Origin of the sequence: Scleromatobacter humisilvae, from assembly GCF_023231945.1 — a bacterium.
GTDB lineage: Bacteria > Pseudomonadota > Gammaproteobacteria > Burkholderiales > Burkholderiaceae_C > Scleromatobacter > Scleromatobacter humisilvae.
Window position 1 is genome coordinate 311,244 of record NZ_JAJLJH010000004.1, and the last position, 19,099, is coordinate 330,342.

Here is a 19,099-nt window from a genome sequence, read left to right on the forward strand (position 1 = left end):
AGCCGCCGTCGAGCCGGCGGCTTGCGTAAAGCTCAGAACGACTTCGTCACGCTCGCGTACACCGTGCGGCGCGGCCCGAACTGCGGCGCCCCGACGCCGATGCCGGTGCCGTCGCGCAGCTCGTAGACGTGGTCGAACACGTTGAGCACCGACAGCCGGCCGTCCACCTTGCCGAGCCAGCCGCCGAAGTCCCAGGCCTGCGACAGCGAGGCGTTGACCTGCGTGTAGCTGGGCAGGTGCTCGCTGTTGGCGAAGCCGCTCCGCAGGCCACTGCCGAACAGCGCGTCCGCGCCCAGCGTCGTCTGCGTCGCGAAGCGATACGACGCGCCGGCCGAGGCCGTCACCTTCTGGTCGTGGTCGAGATGCACCCAGTGCGAGGCGATGTAGGTGATCTCCTCCGGGTCGAAGTTGAACTGGCCGGTGACGATCTGCTGGCCCTCGGCCTTGGAGAACGCGAGGTTGCCGTACGCGGTGAAGGCGGCGAGCTTGTAGTTGGCGGTCAGCTCGAGCCCGCGCACGCGGCCCTTGGCGTAGTTGAACGCGGAATAGATCAGCGCGTTGCCGAACTGGCCCTCGTCCTGCAGGTTGCGCACCTCGCGGTCGTAGGCATCGACGCCCAGCGACAGGTTGGACGTCGCGTCCCAGGCCAGGCCCGCGTCGAAGTAGTTCGAGCGCTCCGACTTGACCGCCGTATCCGCGTCCGACGGCAGCGCGTTGGTCGTGCCGGCGAACTTCGCCACCGAGGTGGTGTCGATCTTCTCGGTGGGCGGCGGCGTGAAGTAGCGCGCGAAGCCGGCGTGCAGGCGCAGCGACGTGCTCGCGTCCCACACCACGCCCAGGCGCGCGCTCAGCTGGTGCTCGTCGACCACCGTGTCGACGTTGTCGAAGCGCGCGCCGTAGTTGATCGTCAGGCTCTTGACCGGCTGCCACTCGTCCTGCAGGTAGACGCCCCACAGGTTGCCGGCTATGCGCGTGTCGTCCGCGATGGAGATCGGCGTCGTGCTGGTCTGGTTGCCGTCGGCGTCGGCCGGGAACACCGACGACTGGTTGTCGACCGTGAACCGCTCGTGCTGGAAGAACATGCCGCCGCGCAGCGTGTGCGTCTTGCCCAGCGCATGGCTCGAGTCGAGCTGCACGCCGTCGGCGGTGTTCTTGCGCCTCACGTCGGCGGCGATGCCATCGAACACGAGGTCGCCGACCGGGTCGGGCGCGTAGTGCACGTCGGTCTCGCGGTGGAAATACGACAGCTGGTAGTCGGTGGCGTCGCCGAAGTGGCCTTGATACGACAGGACTTCGAACGCATTGCGCTCGCGCTGGCGCGCGTCCAGCGCCGCGGAGTTCACGGTCGGATCGCCCACCAGCGAGAACTGCGGCGTCTGGCCCGGCACGTCGGGGATCTCGAAGTGGTTGTTCGACACGCCGAACATGAAATTCAGCCGGCTGTCGTCGCCCAGCAGGTACGACAGCGTGCCGAAGCCCTTGGTCTGCTGCGTCTGGTCGTGCAGCGCGCTGCGCGAGGACGTCGGGTTCTCGATGCCCATGCCGTCCTTCAGCAGCGAGCCGGTGAGGTACCAGCTGAGCGGCCCCTTCGCGCCGGCGATCTCGCCGCTCTCCTCGTGGTGCCCGTTGCTGCCGCCGGTGGCGCTGACGCTGCCGCTGGTGCCCTCGGCCTGCGCCTTGGTCTTGATGTCGACGACGGCCGCGGTGCGGTAGCCGTACTGCGCCGGCAGCGCGCCGGTCAGCACGTCGATGTTGTCGGCGAAGCGCGTCTCGAGCGACTGGCCGAAGCCGCTGATCGCCTCGGGGATCACGACGCCGTCGATGCGGTACTGCACGTTGGCGTGGTCGCCGCGCACGTGCAACTGGCCGTACGAGTCCTGCACGACGCCGGGCGCCTGCAGCACGACCTGGTTCAGCGGCGTGGCCTCGCCCATCGGCAGCGCGTCGATGTCGGCCTCGCCGAACTTGAAGACGTTGCTGCCGGTGTCGGGCGACAGTCCGTTGCGCGCGGCGTCGAGCTTCTGGCGCGCGGCGGCCACCACCACGGTCTGCGAGCCCGCCGACGCGGCGGCGACCACGGTCCTGGCGAACGGCGGCGCGGAGGCCGCGGCCGCGGGCGCGGGCACGTCGTCGGCGAACGCGGAAAGTGAAACGGACAGGGGTGCGGAAAGAACGAGCGCGCGCGCCACGTTCCGGTGCTTGAAACCGAACATGTGGGAAATCCTCTGGAGACGAATGCAGGTGCGCCGCATGCGGCCGCGCGAAAGCGCAGCCCGTCATGCGGGTCGACGAACTGAAACGGGAGTCAGAGGAGGCGGGGCGGTCCGCGGCTGCGCGCGGTCGGCGCGTCGGCGGCGATGAACACCGGCGCTTCGTTCTCGGGCACCGCGAAGCTGAAGCTCAGCAGCGCCGGATGCGCGACGTGCGCCGTGGCCACGCCGGCCAGGTGCGCGAAGGCCAGGCAGGCCTCGCACTGCAGGTCGCCGGCCTGCTGGCCGGACGAGCCCTCGCCGGCCGCCGCGCGGGCGATGGCGTCGGTCAAGTGGCTCAGCTCGTGCACGACCGCGCCCTGCTGCGAGAACAGCAGGATCAGCGGCAGGACGAAGGTGAGCAGCAGCTTGCGCATGAGCCGTCGATTATGAGCACGCCAGCCTGAGGCGCGGCTGTCGAGGGCCATTCGCGCGTTGCGCGCATGCAAAGCGCGTCACGCCGGCGCGATCCTCGTCGCACTTCAAGGACAATCCGCCGCACAGCATTTCGCGTCCCCGTGACGTCAACCGGCCCATGCGATCTCTCCTCGTTCCCATCCTGTCCGCGCTGCTCGCCGCGCCCCTGCTCGCCGCGGAACAGCCGGCGTCGGCCCCGGCGTCCGACGCGCAGCCCGCGATCAGCGCGCGACCCGTCCACAAGCTCTACGTCGACGTGCCGCCCTACTATTTCTCGGGTGACAAGCTCAACTCGCCCGCCAAGGTCAATGTCGACCCGGACTGGGACAAGCTGCTGTCCTCCGCGAACCGCAACGACATCAGGCGTGCCGAGGAAGGCATCGGCGCGAACCCCGGCCTCGTCAAGCCGCAGACCTTGCTCGCGCTGGCGATGCGCCTGTACGACGTCGACCTGCGCGACGACGCGGTGTTCTGGTACTACGTCGGCCGCAGCCGCTTCCTGACGATGCAGGCCGTGCTGGACATGCGCTCGCTGCAGCTGGTCCGGTCCGCCGCGATCGTGCAGAGCTTCATCAACGCCACCGAGCCCGCGATGGACGGCTACGCGATGTGCAGCGTCGCGCGCCAGGAGGAGATCGAGCGCCGCGCGATCGACTGGGTCGCCGCGCATCCGTACAAGCTCCTCGGCTACACCGAGCTGCCGGCGGTCGCCGACGATCGCAACGCGGCATTGGCCGCGGCCATCCAGGCCCTGCGCGACGACCTCCAGCGCGAGACGACGGCGCTGGCCGATCCCAAGATGCTGGCCGCGCTGCAGGAGCGCCGCGCGGCGACGCACGACCACGAGCGCTTCTGCTGGTAGCCGCACGCTGACGCGGCCGCCGCGCAAGGCGGAGAATGCGCCGCATGACGGCCCGCGCCACTCCTTCTCCTGACGCCAGCGCGGGCCGCTGGACGCTGGTCAGCGCCGTGCTGGGCTCCAGCATGGCCTTCATGGACGGCACCGTCGTCAACGTCGCGCTGCCGGCGATCCAGCGCAGCATGAACGCGAGCGGCGCCGACGCGCAGTGGCTGATCGAGGCCTACGCGCTGTTCCTCGCCGCGCTGCTGCTGGTGGGCGGCGCGCTCGGCGACCGCTTCGGCCGCAAGCGCGTGTTCCTCATCGGCGTGGTCGTCTTCACGGCGATGTCGGCGGCCTGCGCCGCGGCGCAGGACACCGGCCAGCTGATCGCGGCGCGCGCGCTGCAGGGCATCGGCGCCGCGCTGCTCGTGCCGGGCAGCCTCGCGCTGCTGGGCGCCAACTTCCCCGAGGCCAGCCGCGGCCGCGCGATCGGCACGTGGTCGGCGTTCAGCGGCATCACCGCGGCGATCGGGCCGGTGGTGGGCGGCTTCCTCGTCGACCACTTCTCGTGGCGCTGGGCCTTCGTGCTCAACGTGCCGATCGGCGGGGTGCTGGTGCTGGCATGCCTGGCCAAGGTACCCGAGAGCCGCGGCGACGCGACCGACGGCCCGGTCGACCTCGCCGGCGCCGTCACGGCGACGCTGGGCCTCGCGGGCGTCGTGTTCGCGCTGATCGAGGCGCCCACGCGCGGCTGGGGCTCGGCGCCCGTGGCCATCGCGGGTGTCGTCGGGCTCGCCGGCCTCGCCGCCTTCATCGCCTGCGAGGCGCGCGTGCGCAACCCGATGCTGCCGCTGCACCTGTTCGCCGACCGCGACTTCGCCGGCGCCAACCTGCTCACGCTGCTGCTGTACGCCGCGCTCGGCGGCAGTCTCTACTTCGTGCCGCTGAACCTGATCCAGGTGCAGGGCTACGCCGCGACCGCGGCCGGCGCCGCGCTGCTGCCCTTCGTCGCGATCATGTTCGCGTTGTCGCGCTGGGCGGGCTCGCTGGTCGACCGCATGGGCGCGAAGATCCCGCTGGTCGTCGGCCCGGCGATCGCGGCCGCCGGCTTCGCGCTGCTCGCACGCCCCGGCGTCGGCGGCAGCTACTGGACGACCTTCTTTCCCGCGATGGCCGTGCTGGGCCTGGGCATGACGATCACGATCTCGCCGCTCACGACCACGGTGATGAACGCCCTCGGCGAGAAGCTGGCCGGCACGGCCTCGGGCGTCAACAACGCGGTGTCGCGCGCCGCCGGCCTGCTGGCGATCGCCGCACTCGGCGCGGTGCTGGCGCAGGTGTTCGAGCCGCGGCTGCACGATGCGCTCGCCCACGCGCAGTTGCCCGCGGGCGTCGCCGATGCCGTCTACGCGCAGCGCAGCAAGCTCGGCGCGATCGCCGCGCCGGCCGGCGCGGCGTCGGCCGTCGCGGCGCAGGTGCGCGACGCCGTCGGCCACGCCTTCGTCGCCGGCTTCCGCGCGGTGATGCTCTGTTCCGCGGGCCTCGCGCTGGCGAGCGCGCTCAGCGCCTGGTGGCTGATCTCCGGCCGCAAGCCAGGCATCGACTCGAAAGGATCCTCCCCATGACGTCCACGCCCTTCGACGCCCTCGTGATCGGCAGCGGCCAGGCCGGCCCGTCGCTCGCGGTCCGACTCGCCGAACACGGCTGGAGAACCGCGCTCGTCGAGCGCGGCGAACTCGGCGGCACCTGCGTCAACAACGGCTGCACGCCGACCAAGACGCTGGTGGCAAGCGCGCGCGCCGCGTGGGTCGCGAAGCACGCGGCCGACTTCGGGGTGAGGATCGCCGGCGAGGTCTCGATCGACTACGCCGCCGTCCACGCCCGCATGATGACCGTCGTGCAGGGCTCGCGCGACGGCCTGGGCCACTGGATCGCCGGCACCGCCAACCTGAGCCTGGTGCACGGCGAGGCGCGCTTCGTCGGTGCGGACAGCGTGCAGGTCGGCGAGCAGGTGCTGCAGGCGCCGCGCATCTTCCTCAACGTCGGCGCGCGGCCGGTCGTGCCCGACTGGGTCGCGGCGTCCGGCGTGCCCTACCTCACGAGCGAATCGCTGATGGGGCTGCGCGAACTGCCCTCGCACCTCGTGATCCTCGGCGCCGGCTACATCTCGCTCGAATACGCCCAGGTGTATGCGCGCTTCGGCAGTCAGGTCACCATCATCGAGCACGGCAACCGGCTGCTGCCGCGCGAGGACGACGAGGTCGCCGCGACGGTGAAGGCCGTGCTCGAGCGCGATGGCGTGCGCTTCATGATCGGCGCGAACGCGACGGCGCTGGAGCGCGACGGCACCGGAGTTGCGCTGGTCGTCGATGGGCAGCGCGTCGGCGGCAGCCACGTGCTGGTCGCGATCGGCCGCCGGCCCAACGTCGAGGCGCTCGACCTCGCGCGCGCGGGCGTGACGTGCGACGCGCACGGCATCGTGCAAGTGGACGAGCAGCTGCGAACCAGCGTGCCGGGCATCTGGGCGCTCGGCGACGTCAACGGCCGCGGCGCGTTCACGCACACCTCGTACAACGACTACGAGATCGTCGCCGCCAACCTGCTCGATGGCGACCCGCGCCGCGTCGGCGACCGCGTGCCGGCGTATGCGCTCTACACCGATCCGCCGCTGGCGCGCATCGGCATGTCGCGCGCGGCGGCGAGGCAGTCGGGCAAGCGGGTCCTCGTCGGCCACCTGCCGATGTCGCGCGTCGGCCGGGCCCGCGAGCGCGGCGAGACCGATGGCTTTCTCGAGGCGCTGGTCGACGCCGACACGCAGCGCATCCTCGGTGCGACACTGCTGGGCATCGAGGCCGACGAGGCGGTCCACTGCCTGCTCGACGTGATGTCCGCCGGCCTGCCCTACACCGCGATCTCGCGCACGATGCACATCCATCCGACCGTCAGCGAGCTGATCCCGACGATGCTGCAGTCGCTCAAGCCATTGGAATGAGCGAGCCGCCGCGTTTCCGCGTCACGCTGCTGCCGCACGCCGAGCACTTCGAGGCGCGCGCCGACGAGTCGCTGCTCAAGGCCGGCCTGCGCGCGATGGCGCCGATGCGCAGCTCGTGCCGCAACGGCACCTGCCGCACCTGCCTGTGCCGCCTCGACAGCGGCGAGATCGCCTACGAGATCAAGTGGCCGGGGCTGACGCGCGAGGAAAAGGCCGAGGGCCTGGTGCTGCCGTGCGTGGCGCGGCCGCTGTCGGACGTCGTGCTGCGTTACGAGACTTAGATCGGCCGCAGGAACAGCCCGATCGTCAACGCGATACCGAGTGCGACGATCGCGATGCGCAAGGCCTTCTCGTTGACGCGCTTCAACGCCCACGTGCCCGCGAGCCCGCCGACGATCGCACCCGCGCCGAGCACCACGGCCTGCGTCCAGTGCACCTGCGGCGACGTCACGAACAGCAGCACGGCGGCCGCGTTCATCACGCTGGCGAGCGCGTTCTTCGTCGCGCCGGCGTTGCGTGTCGGCAAGCCGGCCAACGTGAGCGCGGCCAGCATCAGGAAGCCGATGCCGCCGCCGAAATAGCCGCCGTAGATGCCGATCAGGAACTGCGCGGCGGCCGCGGCGCGCGGCCCGATGTGCGCCGTGCCTTCGATCGGCTTGTTGCGGAAGCTGCCCCACGCGAACACCGCGGTCGCGAACAGCACGAGCCACGGCACCAGGCGCGCGAAGAGCGTCGGCGGCGTGTTGAGCAACAACAGTCCGCCAGCGGCGCCGCCGATCAGGCTCAGGATGAACAGTGCTTTGAACGACAGCTTGCCGACGCCCGAGACCAGGCTTCGTCCGGCGAGGCCGGCGGTGACCTGGCCGGGGAACAGCGCGACGGTCGACGTGATGTTGGCGGCGAGCGGGGACATGCCGGAGACGACGAGTGCGGCGAGCGTGACGAAGGAACCGCCGCCAGCGAGGGTGTTCTGCAGGCCGGCCCAGAGGCCGGCGGCCAGGATCAGGAGGAGGAGCATGTGGGCAGCGTACCTCGGATGCGGTAGTGCCTTTGCCTGCCGAGCTTTGGCGAGACGCGCCTTGTCTCCCATCAGTCCCGTTCGGGGTCAAGTCCCATTCGGGGTCAGGTCTTGCCTTTCAGTTCGGGGTCAGGTCTTGCCTTTTGCCTGTCGGCTGGGGTCAGGTCTTGCCTTTTGCCTGTCGGTTGGGGTCAGGTCTTGCCTTTTGCCTGTCGGTTGGGGTCAGGTCTTGCCTTTTGCCTGCTATCGAGGCCTTCCGTCACTCTGTCGGGCCCCACGAACCGATGCGAGCGCGTGTGCACTCGAAGCTGACGCGACGATGCCGCATCGCATCGTCTGCAGCTGGCTTTCACTCTACGGCAGCGGGCAAAAGGCAAGACCTGACCCCAATCGGGTGGGGTGTGACCCCAATCGGGTGGATGTGACCCCAATCAGGTGGTCCGCCCTGCCGCAAGCGACGATGTCCCACACCGGCCGGGCGGCAAACAGCGCCGCGGGCAAGGACCACAACGCCACGCAGCCAGCCCAAGCAACGTACCCGGCTCCAGAAACGCCTCGAGCCCGAACTCGCCGATCGCAACCCACGCGGCAAGTCCTCACGCAGGCGTTGACTTCGCGCCCGGCATAGAGTCGTGCAACACCAACCGTTCGACGGAGCGATGATGACTTTGCAACGACGCAAGCTGGGCAGCCAGGGGCTCGAGGTCTCGGCCATCGGACTGGGCTGCATGGGCATGAGCCAGTCCTACGGGCCAGCCGACGAGGCCGAGGCCATCGCCACGCTGCACCGCGCGATCGAGCTCGGCTGCAACTTCCTCGACACCGCCGAGGTCTACGGTCCGCTGACCAACGAGGCGCTGCTGGGCAAGGCGCTCAAGGGCCGCCGCCACGAGGTGACGATCGCGACGAAGTTCGCGTGGAAATTCCAGGACGGCAAGCAGATCCCCGGCGCGCGCGCGAGCAGCCCGGCCGAGATCCGCGAGGCCGTCGAGGGCTCGCTGCGGCGCCTCGGCACCGACCACATCGACCTGCTCTACCAGCACCGCATCGACCCGAAGGTGCCGGTCGAGGAGATCGCGGGCACGGTCGGCGAGCTGGTCAGGGAGGGCAAGGTGCGCTTCTTCGGGCTGTCGGAGGCCGGCGTCGCCAACATCCGCCGCGCGCACGCGCTGCACCCCGTGACGGCCGTGCAGAGCGAATACTCGCTGTGGGAGCGCAACCTCGAGGCCGACGTCATCCCCGCGCTGCGCGAGCTGGGCATCGGCCTCGTCCCGTTCAGCCCGCTGGGCCGAGGCTTCCTCACCGGCGAGGTCAAGCGCGCCGAGGACCTGCCCAAGGACGACTTCCGCCACGACGACCCGCGCTACCAGGGTGCGAACTTCGACGCCAACGTGGCCGCGGCCGCGCGGGTGCACGAGATCGCCAGGGGCATCGGCGCGACCGCCGGCCAGGTGGCGCTCGCGTGGGTGCTGGCGCAGGGCGACGACATCGTGCCCATCCCCGGCACCAAGCGCCGCAAGTGGCTGGAGCAGAACATCGCGGCCGCCGACATCCAGCTGAGCCCGGAGACGCTCGCCGCGCTCGGCGCCGCGCTGGCGCCCGGCAAGGTGCAGGGCCCGCGCTACTCGCCCGAGCGCATGGCCAACGTCGACCGCTGACTACAGCGCGAACCGGTACGTCAGGCCCGCCATCCACTGGCGGTTGACCGGCTGTGCGCTGAAGCTGCGCTGCCAGCCGACGTCGAGGTCGAGGCCCGGTCGCGCCGTCCAGATCGCGCCGACCAGCAGCGAGCCCGGCAAGGCCTTGCGCGACGGATCGGGATCCTGGTCGAGCTCGCCGTCCGCCGTCAGGATCAGCTTCTCGTTGATCTGCTGCATCACCGCCGCCGACGCGTGGGCGACCGTCGCGCGCGTGCCGGGCGCGCGCGGCACGCGCGTGAGGCCGAGGTTGGCGTGCACGGTGGTCGGCGTGCCGTCCCAGGTGGCCACCAGCAGCGCGTGCTCGGACACGTCGCCGTGCGGCATGCCCAGGCCCTTCTGGCTGGTCGGCGCGAGCACGCCGGCACGGATCGCGAACGACCACGGGTCGCTGCCCCAGAAGCGCCACTTGCCGTCGAAGTTGGTGTCGCCCAGGCCGGACTTCGACGACTGCCCCGGCGCGCGCAGCCACACGACCGACGGCTGCACGATGGCGTCGACGGTGGTCGCCAGGCCCACGGAGACCTGCGGCTGGTAGACCGTCAGCGTCGTCGAGTCGAAGCGCGCGCGCGACAGGCCGTTCTCGATCTCGACGTTGGCCGCGCCCTGGGTGCCGGTGTCCTCGGTCTGCAACGGGTGCGCGGCGAACGCGGCGAGCGGGAGGCCGAGTGCCAGCGTGAAGACGGAGAAATGCAGGCTTGCGCGCACGGCCAAGAGAAGTCCCTCATCGGGCGGCCCGGACAGCCCTGGCCGCGCCGGGCAGTCTGCCGGCTCAAGGTGACAAGCCCGTGTCTCCTGTCACGCCGCCGCCATGCGAACTGGGGACACTGCGCCCATGAAGACTGCTGCCCGACTCTGGTTGACGCTGTCCCTGACGCTGGCCTGCGGCGCACGCGCAGCCGAACCCCTGCACGGCGCCGGCGCGACGTTTCCGGCGCCGGTCTACGAAGCGTGGGCCGAGGCCTACGAGCAAGCGTCGGGCATGCGGGTGCGCTACGACCCGGTGGGTTCGGGCCTGGGCATCGAGATGGCCACCAAGGGCCACGTCGACTTCGGCGCGACCGACGCGCCGCTGTCCGCCGACCAGCTCGCCGCCGCCGGCCTGCGGCAGTTTCCCGTCGTGGTCGGCGCGGTCGTGCCGGTCGTCAACATCGCCGGCATCGCGCCGGGCAGGCTGGTGCTGGACGCCTTCGCGATCAGCGCGATCTACCGCGGCGAGATCGTCAACTGGCGCGATCCCGCGATCGCGAAGCTGAACCCCGGGCTGGCCCTGCCGGACGCGCGCATCACCGTCGTGCATCGCGCGGACGCGTCGGGCTCGACGTGGTTGTGGACGCATTGGCTGTCGGAGTCGGACCCGTTCTGGCAGCAGCAGATCGGCACGGGCTCGACGATCGCGTGGCCGGTCGGCGCCGAGGGACTCGGCAACGAGGGCGTGGCGTCGCTGGTGCAGCGGACGCGGGCGGCGATCGGCTACGTGGCGTACGCGTATGCGCGCGAGCATCACTTGAGCGACGTGGCGTTGCCGTCGCATGACGGGCCCGTGGTGCGGGCGGGGCGCGGTGCGTTCGAGGCGGCGCTCGCGGGGGCGCATTGGCACTCGGTGGAGGATCTGGCGGGCAGCCTGACGAACGGGCCGGGGGCGGGCAGTTGGCCGATCGTGGGGGCGAGCTATGTGCTGGTTCGCAGTTCCGGTGCGGCGGTTGAACGGGTGGATGCGTTCTTCGATTGGGCGTTGACGTCGGGCTCGGGCGTTGCGAACGACCTGGGCTATGTGGCGCTGCCGCCGGATGTCGTGGCGCTCGTTCGTCGAGGAATGCGTTGAGCTGGGCTTCGATCGCGGGGCGCGCGCGAGATCATGCCGTCGTCGCCCGCCGCAGCTTCAGCTCCTCGATCATCTGGTCCCGCATCACGAACTTCTGCGCCTTGCCCGTCACCGTCATCGGCAGTTCGTCGACGAAGCGCACGTAGCGCGGCACCTTGTAGTGCGCGATCTGGTCGCGGCAGAAATCCTTGATCTCGTCCTCGACGCAGGCCTCGCCCGGCTTCAGCACGATCCAGGCACAGACCTCCTCGCCGTACTTCTCGTCAGGCACGCCGAAGACCTGCACCGACTGCACCTTCGGATGGCGGAACAGGAACTCCTCGATCTCGCGCGGATAGACGTTCTCGCCGCCGCGGATCAGCATGTCCTTCACGCGGCCGACGATGTTGCAGTAGCCTTCCTCATCGATGGTCGCGAGGTCGCCGGTGTGCATCCAGCCGTCGACGACCGCCTGCCGCGTGCGCTCCTCGTCGCCCCAGTAGCCGGTCATCACCGAATAGCCCCTGGTGCACAGCTCGCCCTTCTCGCCCACCGGCACGATGTTGCCGTCGAGATCGATCACCTTGCATTCGAGGTGGGGCTGGACGCGGCCGACGGTGGTGGTGCGGCGATCGAGCGGGTCGCTCGTCGAGCTCTGGAACGACACCGGCGACGTCTCCGTCATGCCGTAGGCGATCGTCACCTCGCGCATGTGCATGCGCGAGACGACCTGCTTCATCGTCTCGATCGGGCACGGCGAGCCGGCCATGATGCCGGTGCGCAGCGACGTGAGGTCGAACTCGGCGAAGCGCGGATGGGCCAGTTCCGCGATGAACATCGTCGGCACGCCGTGCAGCGCGGTGCAGCGCTCGTCGGCGACGGCGGCGAGTGCGGCAGCCGGGTCGAAGACCTCGCCCGGGAACACCATCGCCGCGCCCGTCGACACCGATGCCAGCACCGCCAGCACCATGCCGAAGCAGTGATACAGCGGCACCGGGATGCACAGCGAGTCCTTCTCGTCGAAGTCCATCGCCATCGCGATGAAGCGGCCATTGTTGACCACGTTGTGGTGCGTCAGCGTGGCGCCCTTCGGGTTGCCCGTGGTGCCGCTGGTGAACTGGATGTTGATCGCGTCGTGCGCGAGGCAGTCGGCGAAGGGCACGGGCTCGCCGCGGCCGCGCTGGAGCACGTCGGCGTAATTGAGCATGCCGGGCGTCTGGTCGCTCCCCATTCGGATGACGAATTCCAGCGCCGGCAGCCCGGGCCGGACCTTCTGCAGCATCTCCAGGTACATCGACGTCTTCAGGCGCTCCGCCGAGACGATGGCGCGGCAGCCGGACACCTTCAGCGCGTACTCGAGTTCGGACAGCCGGTAGGCCGGGTTGATGTTGACCAGGATCAGCCCCATTCGCGCGGTGGCGAACTGGGTCACCAGCCACTCGACGCGGTTGGGCGACCAGATGCCCACGCGGTCGCCCTTGGCCAGGCCCAGCCCGGCGAGGCCGGCGCCGAGGTCGTCGACCTCCTGCAGGAACTGGGCCCAGGTCCAGCGGATGCCCTGCTCGCGGAACACGACCGCGGGGCGATCCGGATACGCCTTCGCGGTGTCGGCCAGCAGGCCGTAGATGGTCGCGTTGGACAGCGGGATGTCCGTCCAGCCCGCCACGTGCGACCGGCCGTTGATCGGGAACTGGGGCGTGCCCTCGTTCGTTGCTGGGTTCATCGCGGTCTCCATCTCGTTGCAGGCACCGCCGAGCTCGGCGACACATCGAAAACGAGAATAAACCAGCTTCGTGAAGGCGGGACTGCTCGGTTACGACGAGGCGTGTCTAGAACCAGTGCATGTAACGCAGCTGGAACCAGTTCTCGCCGGAGTTGGGGTTCCTGTAGCCCCCGTTCGAATAGTGCTCGGCGCGCAGTTCGATCTCGTCGCGGCCCTCGTCGCCGAACTTGCGGCCCAGGCCGACGTGGTCGCCGAAGTTGAACTCGGTCGAGAAGCGGCGCCGGTCGGTCTTCCAGGCCGGCGCGACGACGTCGGCTCCGATGCCCAGTTCCATGTACCAGTGCTCCCAGGCCTCGGGCTGGTAGCGGATCACCGGCGTCACGCCGACCTGCGTGGAACATGCGTGGTAGCGCTCGCCCTGGCGGCGGTGGCAGGCCCACTCGCCGATCGACGTCTCGAGGTAGCCGCTCGCGTTGCCCGCGCCCCACTTCGAGGGCTGGACCCACGTCCACGCGATGCCGGCGACCGCGGAGCGCGAGTCGTCCGAGATTCCGCCCTCGATGAAGATGCCGTACGGCGAGGTCAGCTCCTTCGCGCCCGACGCGGCCGGCGCCAGCATGCTGGCGGCGAACATCAGACTCAGGGCGACTCGCCCGCGCGCGTTGTTGGTCGACTGCCCCAAGATCGCACTCCTTGTGGTGACCCCCGACACAACGCAGACCCGGCCAGGCGACGAGCGGCAAATCACGTTCCCATCGTCACTCCGGCAGCTTGAACAGGCGCCGGCTGTTGGCCGTGGCCTGCGCCGACAACGCCGCCGCGTCCATGCCCTTCAACTCGGCCACCGCCCTGGCGACGAAGGGCAGCAGCGCGGGCTCGTTGTACGGCCGCGTCTTGCCCGCGTTCTTCGGGCGCAGATAGGGCGCGTCGGTCTCCAGGTGCAGGCGGTCGGCGGGGATCACGCGCAGGGCGTCGCGCAGCGCCGAGCCGCGCGTGGCATCGGTCACCCAGCCGGTGATGCCGATGTCGAAGCCCAGCGCGAGGAAGGCCTCGGCCTCGGCAGCACCGTCGGTGAAGCAGTGGACGACGCCGTGCGCGCCGGCCGCGGCAGCGTCGCGCAGCATCGCCGCGAAGTCGTCGAAGGCGTCGCGGCAGTGCAGGAACAGCGGCTTGCCCGTGCGCACGGCGGCGGCGATCTGGGCCTCGAAGGCCGCGCGCTGCTCGTGCATCGGCGAGAACATGCGGTTGTAGTCGAGGCCGCATTCGCCGACGGCCACGACGCGCTCGTCCGCCCACATCGCCTCGAAAGCCGCGATGGACGCCGCATCCCAGTGCTTCGCGTCGTGCGGGTGCACGCCCGCCGTCGCCCACACGCGCTCGTGCGAGCCTGCGAAGGCCAGCGCGAGCTCGCTGGCGTGCAGCGAGGTGCCGGTGGCCAGGATGTGCGTGACGCCCGCGGCCGCCGCGCGCGCGAGCAGTTCGGGCGCAAGGCCCTTGAGCTGCGAGGAATGGAAGTTGACGCCGATGTCGATCATGCCGCGATTGTCTCAGCGCGGCATGTCGACCCGCGCGGTCAGACGCCCAGGATCGAGACCGCCTTCGTCACGAGGTAGGGCTCGAGCGCTTCCGGACCGCCTTCGGTGCCGTAGCCCGAATCCTTGACGCCGCCGAACGGCATCTCGGGCGACGGCGTGGCCGGCTGGTTCACCCACAGCATGCCCAGCTCCAGCCGCTGGCCCAGGATGTGCGCGGTCTTGATCGACTTGGTGAACGCATAACCGGCCAGTCCGTAGGGCAGGCGGTTGGCTTCGGCGATCGCCTCGTCCAGCGTGTCGAACGCGCGCACCGCGGCGACCGGGCCGAAGGGCTCGTTGTTGAACACGTCGGCGTCCAGCGGCACGTCGGTGAGCACCGTCGGCGCGAAGAAGTTGCCCGTGCTGCCGACGCGCTCGCCGCCGGTGGCGATCCTGGCGCCCTTGGCGCGCGCGTCCTCCATCACCTTGGCCATCGCGGTGATGCGCCGGCTGTTGGCGAGCGGGCCGAGGTTGGTGCCGGCCTCGAGGCCGTCGCCCAGCTTCAGGCCCTGCGCGTGCTTGACCAGCGCCGCCGCGAACTCGTCGCGCAGGCTGCTGTGCACGAGGAAGCGGGTCGGCGAGATGCAGACCTGGCCGGCGTTGCGGAACTTGGCCGCGCCGGCGGCCTTGACGGCCAGCGCGACGTCGGCGTCCTCCGCGACGATGACCGGCGCATGGCCGCCCAGCTCCATCGTCACGCGCTTCATGTGCTGGCCGGCCAGCGCCGCCAGCTGCTTGCCGACCGGCGTCGAGCCGGTGAACGTGACCTTGCGGATGATCGGGCTCGTGATCAGGTGGTTCGAGATCTCGGCCGGGTCGCCGAAGACCAGGCCCACCACGCCGGCCGGCACGCCGGCGTCGACGAAGGTCTGAAGCAGCGCGGCGGGCGAGGCCGGCGTCTCTTCCGGCGCCTTGCACAGGAACGAGCAGCCGGTGGCCAGCGCCGCGCCCAGCTTGCGCACGATCTGGTTGATCGGGAAGTTCCACGGCGTGAACGCGGCGACGGGGCCCACCGGCTCCTTCAGCACGAGCTGCTGCGCGGCCAGGTTGCGCGACGGCACGATGCGGCCGTAGACGCGCATGCCCTCGTCGGCAAACCACTCGATGATGCTGGCGCCGGCCACGATCTCGACCTTGGCTTCGGCGAGCGGCTTGCCCTGCTCCTGCACCATGACGCGCGCGATCGCGTCGGCGCGCTCGCGCAGCAGGCCGGCGGCCTTGCGCATCATCGCGGCGCGATCGGCCGCGGGGATGTTGCGCCACTTGTCGAAGCCGGACTGCGCGGCCGCGAGCGCGGCGTCGAGATCGGCGATGCTCGCGTGCGCGACGTGGCCGATCGTCTGGCCGGTGGCCGGGTTGGCGACGGCGATCTTCTTGCCGCCGGTGGCGTCGCGCCACTCGCCGGCGATCAGCAGGCGGGTGTCGGGATAGGAGGAGGTGGTCTCGGTCATTGGCAGGGTTCCGGGTCAGATGGATCCCCCAAGGTTACCTCCGCGCCAAAGGCCTTGCGGTCCCGCCCGGCAAGTGCGTGCATTCGTCATCGATCCATGCCTGTTCGCGGATAGCTCGGCCGGATCCGCAGGGCCGAGCGCATAGACTGGCGCCCCCTGCCGTTTCCTCGCCGCCCGACACCGGACCAGCCCCCCGCCGATGACACTCGCCGCCGACCTCCAGAAGCTCATCGAGCAATCCTGCCACACCGCATGGTCGCAGTTCGACTGGATCAGGAGCAACGCCGCGCTCTATGGCCTGTCGCGCCGCACGACCGACAAGTGGACGATGCCCGGCGAGCCCGCATTCGTCTCGATGCTCGCCGACTCGCCGCTGCTGCGCCGCAGGCTGGCGAAGGCGGTGCAGTCCGGCCTGGCGCCCGAGCTCTGCAAGGGCAGCCCGCTGGTCTCGGGCGTCTTCCATGCGCATCCGCCCAGGGTGCGCTTCGGCAAGAGCGCGTCGCAGGTGGAACTCGCCGACCTGCTGCTGGTGCGCCACCATTTCCAGACCGGCCAGACGCGCCCGGAGGGTCGCGCGCTGCTGCTGCAGGCCCGCGCATCGACCACGCCGCGCACCGGCCGCCTGACCGGCCGCGACGCGCATCGCTTCGACCTCCAGGCCGACTGGTCGACGCCCTTCGCGTTTCCCAACGGCGACATCGGCCCGCCGCCGGTCGGCGACAAGTGGATCCTCGGCCCGGGCCCGGCGCCGCATCCGGTCACCAGCGTCTACGGCATCGTCTCCAGCCAGCGCTCGTGCAAGGGCCAGAAGTTTCCCGACAACTGCCCCTGGGCCGTGGGCGGCGCGCTGCCGCCCGAGCCGGGGCACGGGCGCGAATCGCGCGGCACGCTGAGCCTGGCCGCCGCGCTGGCCGGCCTCGTGAGCGGCGCGCACGGCCGGCCGTGGCACGTCGACGCCCCGCCGGAGGACCACTGGTCGCACCTCGTCCGGCAATTGCTGGAGCGCTCGATTCCGTTCGAGCACCAGGTGCAGCGCGTCGGCGGCGTCGACCTGCCCAGGCGGCGCGCCGCGCTGGCGTTCATCCAGTCGTTCCTGTCGGTCGAGGTCAACGCCAAGCTCACGTCCACCATCGACCGCGAGCAGAGCTTCGAGGCCTACGTCGACGAGCTGATCGCGAGCGTCGACAGCGTCGGCCGGCAGGCGCACGAGTGGGCCTCGGCCAACAAGGCCACCGACGATCCGCCCGCGCCGCGCACGGCGCCGGACGGGCCGCCCGGCGGCGTCTCGGTGCTCTACATCGCCACCTTCGGCGACGCGCCGCTGGCCGAGGCGAAGGCCGACTGGATCCCGCTGCCCGAGGCCGCCGCGCACGCCTGAGCGCGCGAGGGCGCGTCGATTGCCGCCCGGTCGGTTCCGCCACTCGACCCCAGGCCGCCATGTCCGACTACGCGCTCTATTACTGGCAGATGCCCTTCCGCGGCCAGTTCATCCGCGCCATCCTCGCGTGGGCCGGCCAGCGCTGGGACGAGTTCGACGACGGCATCGTGGGCAAGACGATGGAGGCCAACGTCGGCAAGCAGGCGATCCCGTTCAAGGGGCCACCGATGCTCGTCGACAGGCGCAGCGACTTCGCGCTCGCGCAGATGCCGGCCATCGCGTACTGGCTCGGCGAGAAGCACGGGCTGCTGCCCGCGAGCGTCGACGGCAAGGCGCTGACGCTGAAGGTCGTCAACGACGCCAACGACATCATCGACGAGCTGAGCCAGGACGGCGGCAAGCAGATGTGGACGCCACGGCGCTGGAAGGCGTTCCGGCCGCGGCTGAAGCGCTGGATGGCGATCTTCGAGGAGACCGGCCTCCGCCATGGGCTCACCGCCGACGCGGGCCACCTGCTGGGCGGCAAGGCCGGTGTGGCCGACATCGTCACGGCCACGCTGTGGAGCACGGCCGGCGAACGCTTCCCGGCCATCGGCGAGATGCTGGACGACGAAGCCCCCGCGATCGCGGGACTCACCGGGCGCCTGGTGTCCGAGCCGGCGCTGGCCAACCTGGCCAGGGTGTCCTGGGAGCAGTTCGGCGACAGCTACTGCGGCGGCGAGATCGAGAAATCCATGAAGCGCGTCATCAACGCGAGGTAGCCGCGGCCAGGCCGGCGGCCCGGGATACCCGACCCGCGCGCATTGGTATGACGTTCATAATATTATGAACGTCATAGCAATGTCGAACAGGTGCACCCGTGACCGCTGCCGCCGCCCTTGAAGTCGTCCACGACGCCCAACCCGAGGCGAGCGCGCCGCCGCCCAGGTCGAAACGCCGTCTCGGCAAGATCGCGATCCCGTTCGCGCTGGCCGTCGCGGCGGCCGTGTGGGGCACGCATTGGTACACGGTGGGCCGCTTCCTGCAGGACACCGACGACGCCTACGTCGGCGGCGACGTCACCGTGATCGCCTCGAAGGTCGCGGGCTACGTGCAGACGGTGGCCGTCACCGACAACCAGCTCGTGCACCGCGGCGACCTGCTCGTGAAGATCGACGACCGCGACTACCGCGCCGCGGTCGCCAAGGCCGAGGCCAGCGTCGCGGCGGCGCGCGCGCTGCTGGTCAACCTCGACGCCACCGAGAAGCTGCAGCGCAGCGTCATCGCGCAGGCCACCGCCGGCGTGGCCGCGGCCGATGCGGAGGCCACGCGCGCGCAGCTCGACGACTCGCGGTACCGCGACCTCGCGAGCCGCTCGGCGGTGTCGATCGAGAGCGCGCAGCGCGCCCATGCCGCGGCGCAGACGGCGCAGGCCGGCAAGGATCGCGCGAGCGCCGCGCAGCAGGGCTCGCAGCGCCAGCTCGACGTCATCGCCAGCCAGCGCCAGCAGGCCGAGGCCGCGCTCGCGCAGGCCACCGCCGAACTCGACGCCGCGAAGCTGAACCTGTCGTACACCGAGCTGCGCGCGCCGGTCGACGGCGTGATCGGCAACCGCCGCGCGCGCGAAGGCGCGTACGCGACGTCCGCCAGCCAGTTGCTGGTGGTCGTGCCATCGCACGGTTTGTGGGTCGACGCGAACTTCAAGGAAGACCAGCTGGAGCACCTGCGCGTCGGCCAGGCGGTGGACGTGCGCGCGGACGTCGCGCCCGAGCGCGCGTTCAAGGGCCACGTCGTGAGCCTCGCCCCGGCCACGGGCGCGCAGTTCAGCGTGCTGCCACCCGAGAACGCGACCGGCAACTTCACCAAGATCGTGCAGCGCGTGCCGGTGCGCATCGCGCTCGACGGCAAGGACGGCGACCTCGAGCTGCTGCGGCCGGGGCTGTCGGTCAAGGCGTCGATCAACACGAAGTCGTGAG

The 19,099-nt window shown here is 70.6% G+C and carries 17 protein-coding genes; 9 read left to right on the forward strand and 8 right to left on the reverse strand.

Annotated elements, in window-relative coordinates:
- Positions 1 to 32: 32 nt before the first annotated feature.
- Entirely contained in the window at positions 33 to 2,213 is a 2,181-nt protein-coding gene (locus LPC04_RS17265) for a TonB-dependent receptor (RefSeq protein ID WP_275683497.1), read from the reverse strand.
- A 92-nt stretch (positions 2,214 to 2,305) separates the two neighbouring features.
- The gene (locus LPC04_RS17270; protein ID WP_275683498.1) at positions 2,306 to 2,626 is read right to left on the reverse strand and encodes a hypothetical protein; all 321 of its coding nucleotides are present in this window, start codon (positions 2,624 to 2,626) and stop codon (positions 2,306 to 2,308) included.
- Between the two features lie 158 nt (positions 2,627 to 2,784).
- Between LPC04_RS17270 and LPC04_RS17275 the strand changes: the two genes are divergently transcribed.
- The 4 genes from LPC04_RS17275 to LPC04_RS17290 are packed head-to-tail and all read left to right on the forward strand — an operon-like array spanning position 2,785 to position 6,780.
- Positions 2,785 to 3,528 (forward strand): hypothetical protein, encoded by a 744-nt coding sequence (locus LPC04_RS17275; protein ID WP_275683499.1) that lies wholly within the window; start codon positions 2,785 to 2,787, stop codon positions 3,526 to 3,528.
- Between the two features lie 44 nt (positions 3,529 to 3,572).
- Entirely contained in the window at positions 3,573 to 5,132 is a 1,560-nt protein-coding gene (locus LPC04_RS17280; protein ID WP_275683500.1) for an MFS transporter, read from the forward strand.
- Positions 5,129 to 6,499 (forward strand): FAD-containing oxidoreductase, encoded by a 1,371-nt coding sequence (locus LPC04_RS17285; protein ID WP_275683501.1) that lies wholly within the window; start codon positions 5,129 to 5,131, stop codon positions 6,497 to 6,499. The genes LPC04_RS17280 and LPC04_RS17285 overlap by 4 nt, the downstream gene beginning before the upstream one ends.
- Entirely contained in the window at positions 6,496 to 6,780 is a 285-nt protein-coding gene (locus tag LPC04_RS17290) for a 2Fe-2S iron-sulfur cluster-binding protein (RefSeq protein ID WP_275683502.1), read from the forward strand. Before LPC04_RS17285 ends, LPC04_RS17290 begins: the two co-directional genes overlap by 4 nt.
- Here the strand turns inward: LPC04_RS17290 and LPC04_RS17295 are convergent.
- Positions 6,777 to 7,517, reverse strand: coding sequence for a sulfite exporter TauE/SafE family protein (locus tag LPC04_RS17295; protein WP_275683503.1), 741 nt, complete (start codon positions 7,515 to 7,517; stop codon positions 6,777 to 6,779). The two genes, LPC04_RS17290 and LPC04_RS17295, sit on opposite strands and share 4 nt — an antisense overlap.
- Positions 7,518 to 8,179: 662 nt before the next feature.
- On the opposite strand from LPC04_RS17295, the gene LPC04_RS17300 reads away from it, so the two are divergent.
- Positions 8,180 to 9,175, forward strand: a complete 996-nt coding sequence (locus LPC04_RS17300) for an aldo/keto reductase (RefSeq protein WP_275683504.1) — start codon at positions 8,180 to 8,182, stop codon at positions 9,173 to 9,175.
- On the opposite strand, the gene LPC04_RS17305 is transcribed toward LPC04_RS17300, so the two are convergent.
- The gene (locus LPC04_RS17305; RefSeq protein WP_275683548.1) at positions 9,176 to 9,922 is read right to left on the reverse strand and encodes a transporter; all 747 of its coding nucleotides are present in this window, start codon (positions 9,920 to 9,922) and stop codon (positions 9,176 to 9,178) included.
- A 151-nt stretch (positions 9,923 to 10,073) separates the two neighbouring features.
- On the opposite strand from LPC04_RS17305, the gene pstS reads away from it, so the two are divergent.
- Positions 10,074 to 11,039, forward strand: coding sequence for a phosphate ABC transporter substrate-binding protein PstS (pstS, locus tag LPC04_RS17310; protein WP_275683505.1), 966 nt, complete (start codon positions 10,074 to 10,076; stop codon positions 11,037 to 11,039).
- A 31-nt stretch (positions 11,040 to 11,070) separates the two neighbouring features.
- On the opposite strand, the gene LPC04_RS17315 is transcribed toward pstS, so the two are convergent.
- The 4 genes from LPC04_RS17315 to LPC04_RS17330 all read right to left on the reverse strand — a co-directional run bounded on the left by LPC04_RS17315 (position 11,071) and on the right by LPC04_RS17330 (position 15,766).
- Entirely contained in the window at positions 11,071 to 12,741 is a 1,671-nt protein-coding gene (locus LPC04_RS17315) for an AMP-binding protein (protein WP_275683506.1), read from the reverse strand.
- A gap of 106 nt (positions 12,742 to 12,847) precedes the next feature.
- The gene (locus LPC04_RS17320; RefSeq protein WP_275683507.1) at positions 12,848 to 13,423 is read right to left on the reverse strand and encodes an acyloxyacyl hydrolase; all 576 of its coding nucleotides are present in this window, start codon (positions 13,421 to 13,423) and stop codon (positions 12,848 to 12,850) included.
- Positions 13,424 to 13,499: 76 nt separating this feature from the next.
- Positions 13,500 to 14,276: a TatD family hydrolase gene (locus LPC04_RS17325; RefSeq protein WP_275683508.1), complete on the reverse strand. Its 777-nt coding sequence runs from the start codon at positions 14,274 to 14,276 to the stop codon at positions 13,500 to 13,502.
- Positions 14,277 to 14,314: 38 nt separating this feature from the next.
- The gene (locus LPC04_RS17330) at positions 14,315 to 15,766 is read right to left on the reverse strand and encodes an NAD-dependent succinate-semialdehyde dehydrogenase (RefSeq protein ID WP_275683509.1); all 1,452 of its coding nucleotides are present in this window, start codon (positions 15,764 to 15,766) and stop codon (positions 14,315 to 14,317) included.
- 199 nt (positions 15,767 to 15,965) lie between these two features.
- Here LPC04_RS17330 and LPC04_RS17335 point away from each other — a divergent pair, with 199 nt between their 5' ends.
- The 3 genes from LPC04_RS17335 to LPC04_RS17345 all read left to right on the forward strand — a co-directional run bounded on the left by LPC04_RS17335 (position 15,966) and on the right by LPC04_RS17345 (position 19,098).
- Entirely contained in the window at positions 15,966 to 17,144 is a 1,179-nt protein-coding gene (locus LPC04_RS17335; RefSeq protein ID WP_275683510.1) for a hypothetical protein, read from the forward strand.
- Positions 17,145 to 17,203: 59 nt separating this feature from the next.
- The gene (locus tag LPC04_RS17340; protein ID WP_275683511.1) at positions 17,204 to 17,905 is read left to right on the forward strand and encodes a glutathione S-transferase; all 702 of its coding nucleotides are present in this window, start codon (positions 17,204 to 17,206) and stop codon (positions 17,903 to 17,905) included.
- Between the two features lie 98 nt (positions 17,906 to 18,003).
- Complete coding sequence (locus LPC04_RS17345) at positions 18,004 to 19,098, forward strand: efflux RND transporter periplasmic adaptor subunit (RefSeq protein ID WP_420854735.1); 1,095 nt, start codon at positions 18,004 to 18,006, stop codon at positions 19,096 to 19,098.
- Position 19,099: the final 1 nt, after the last annotated feature.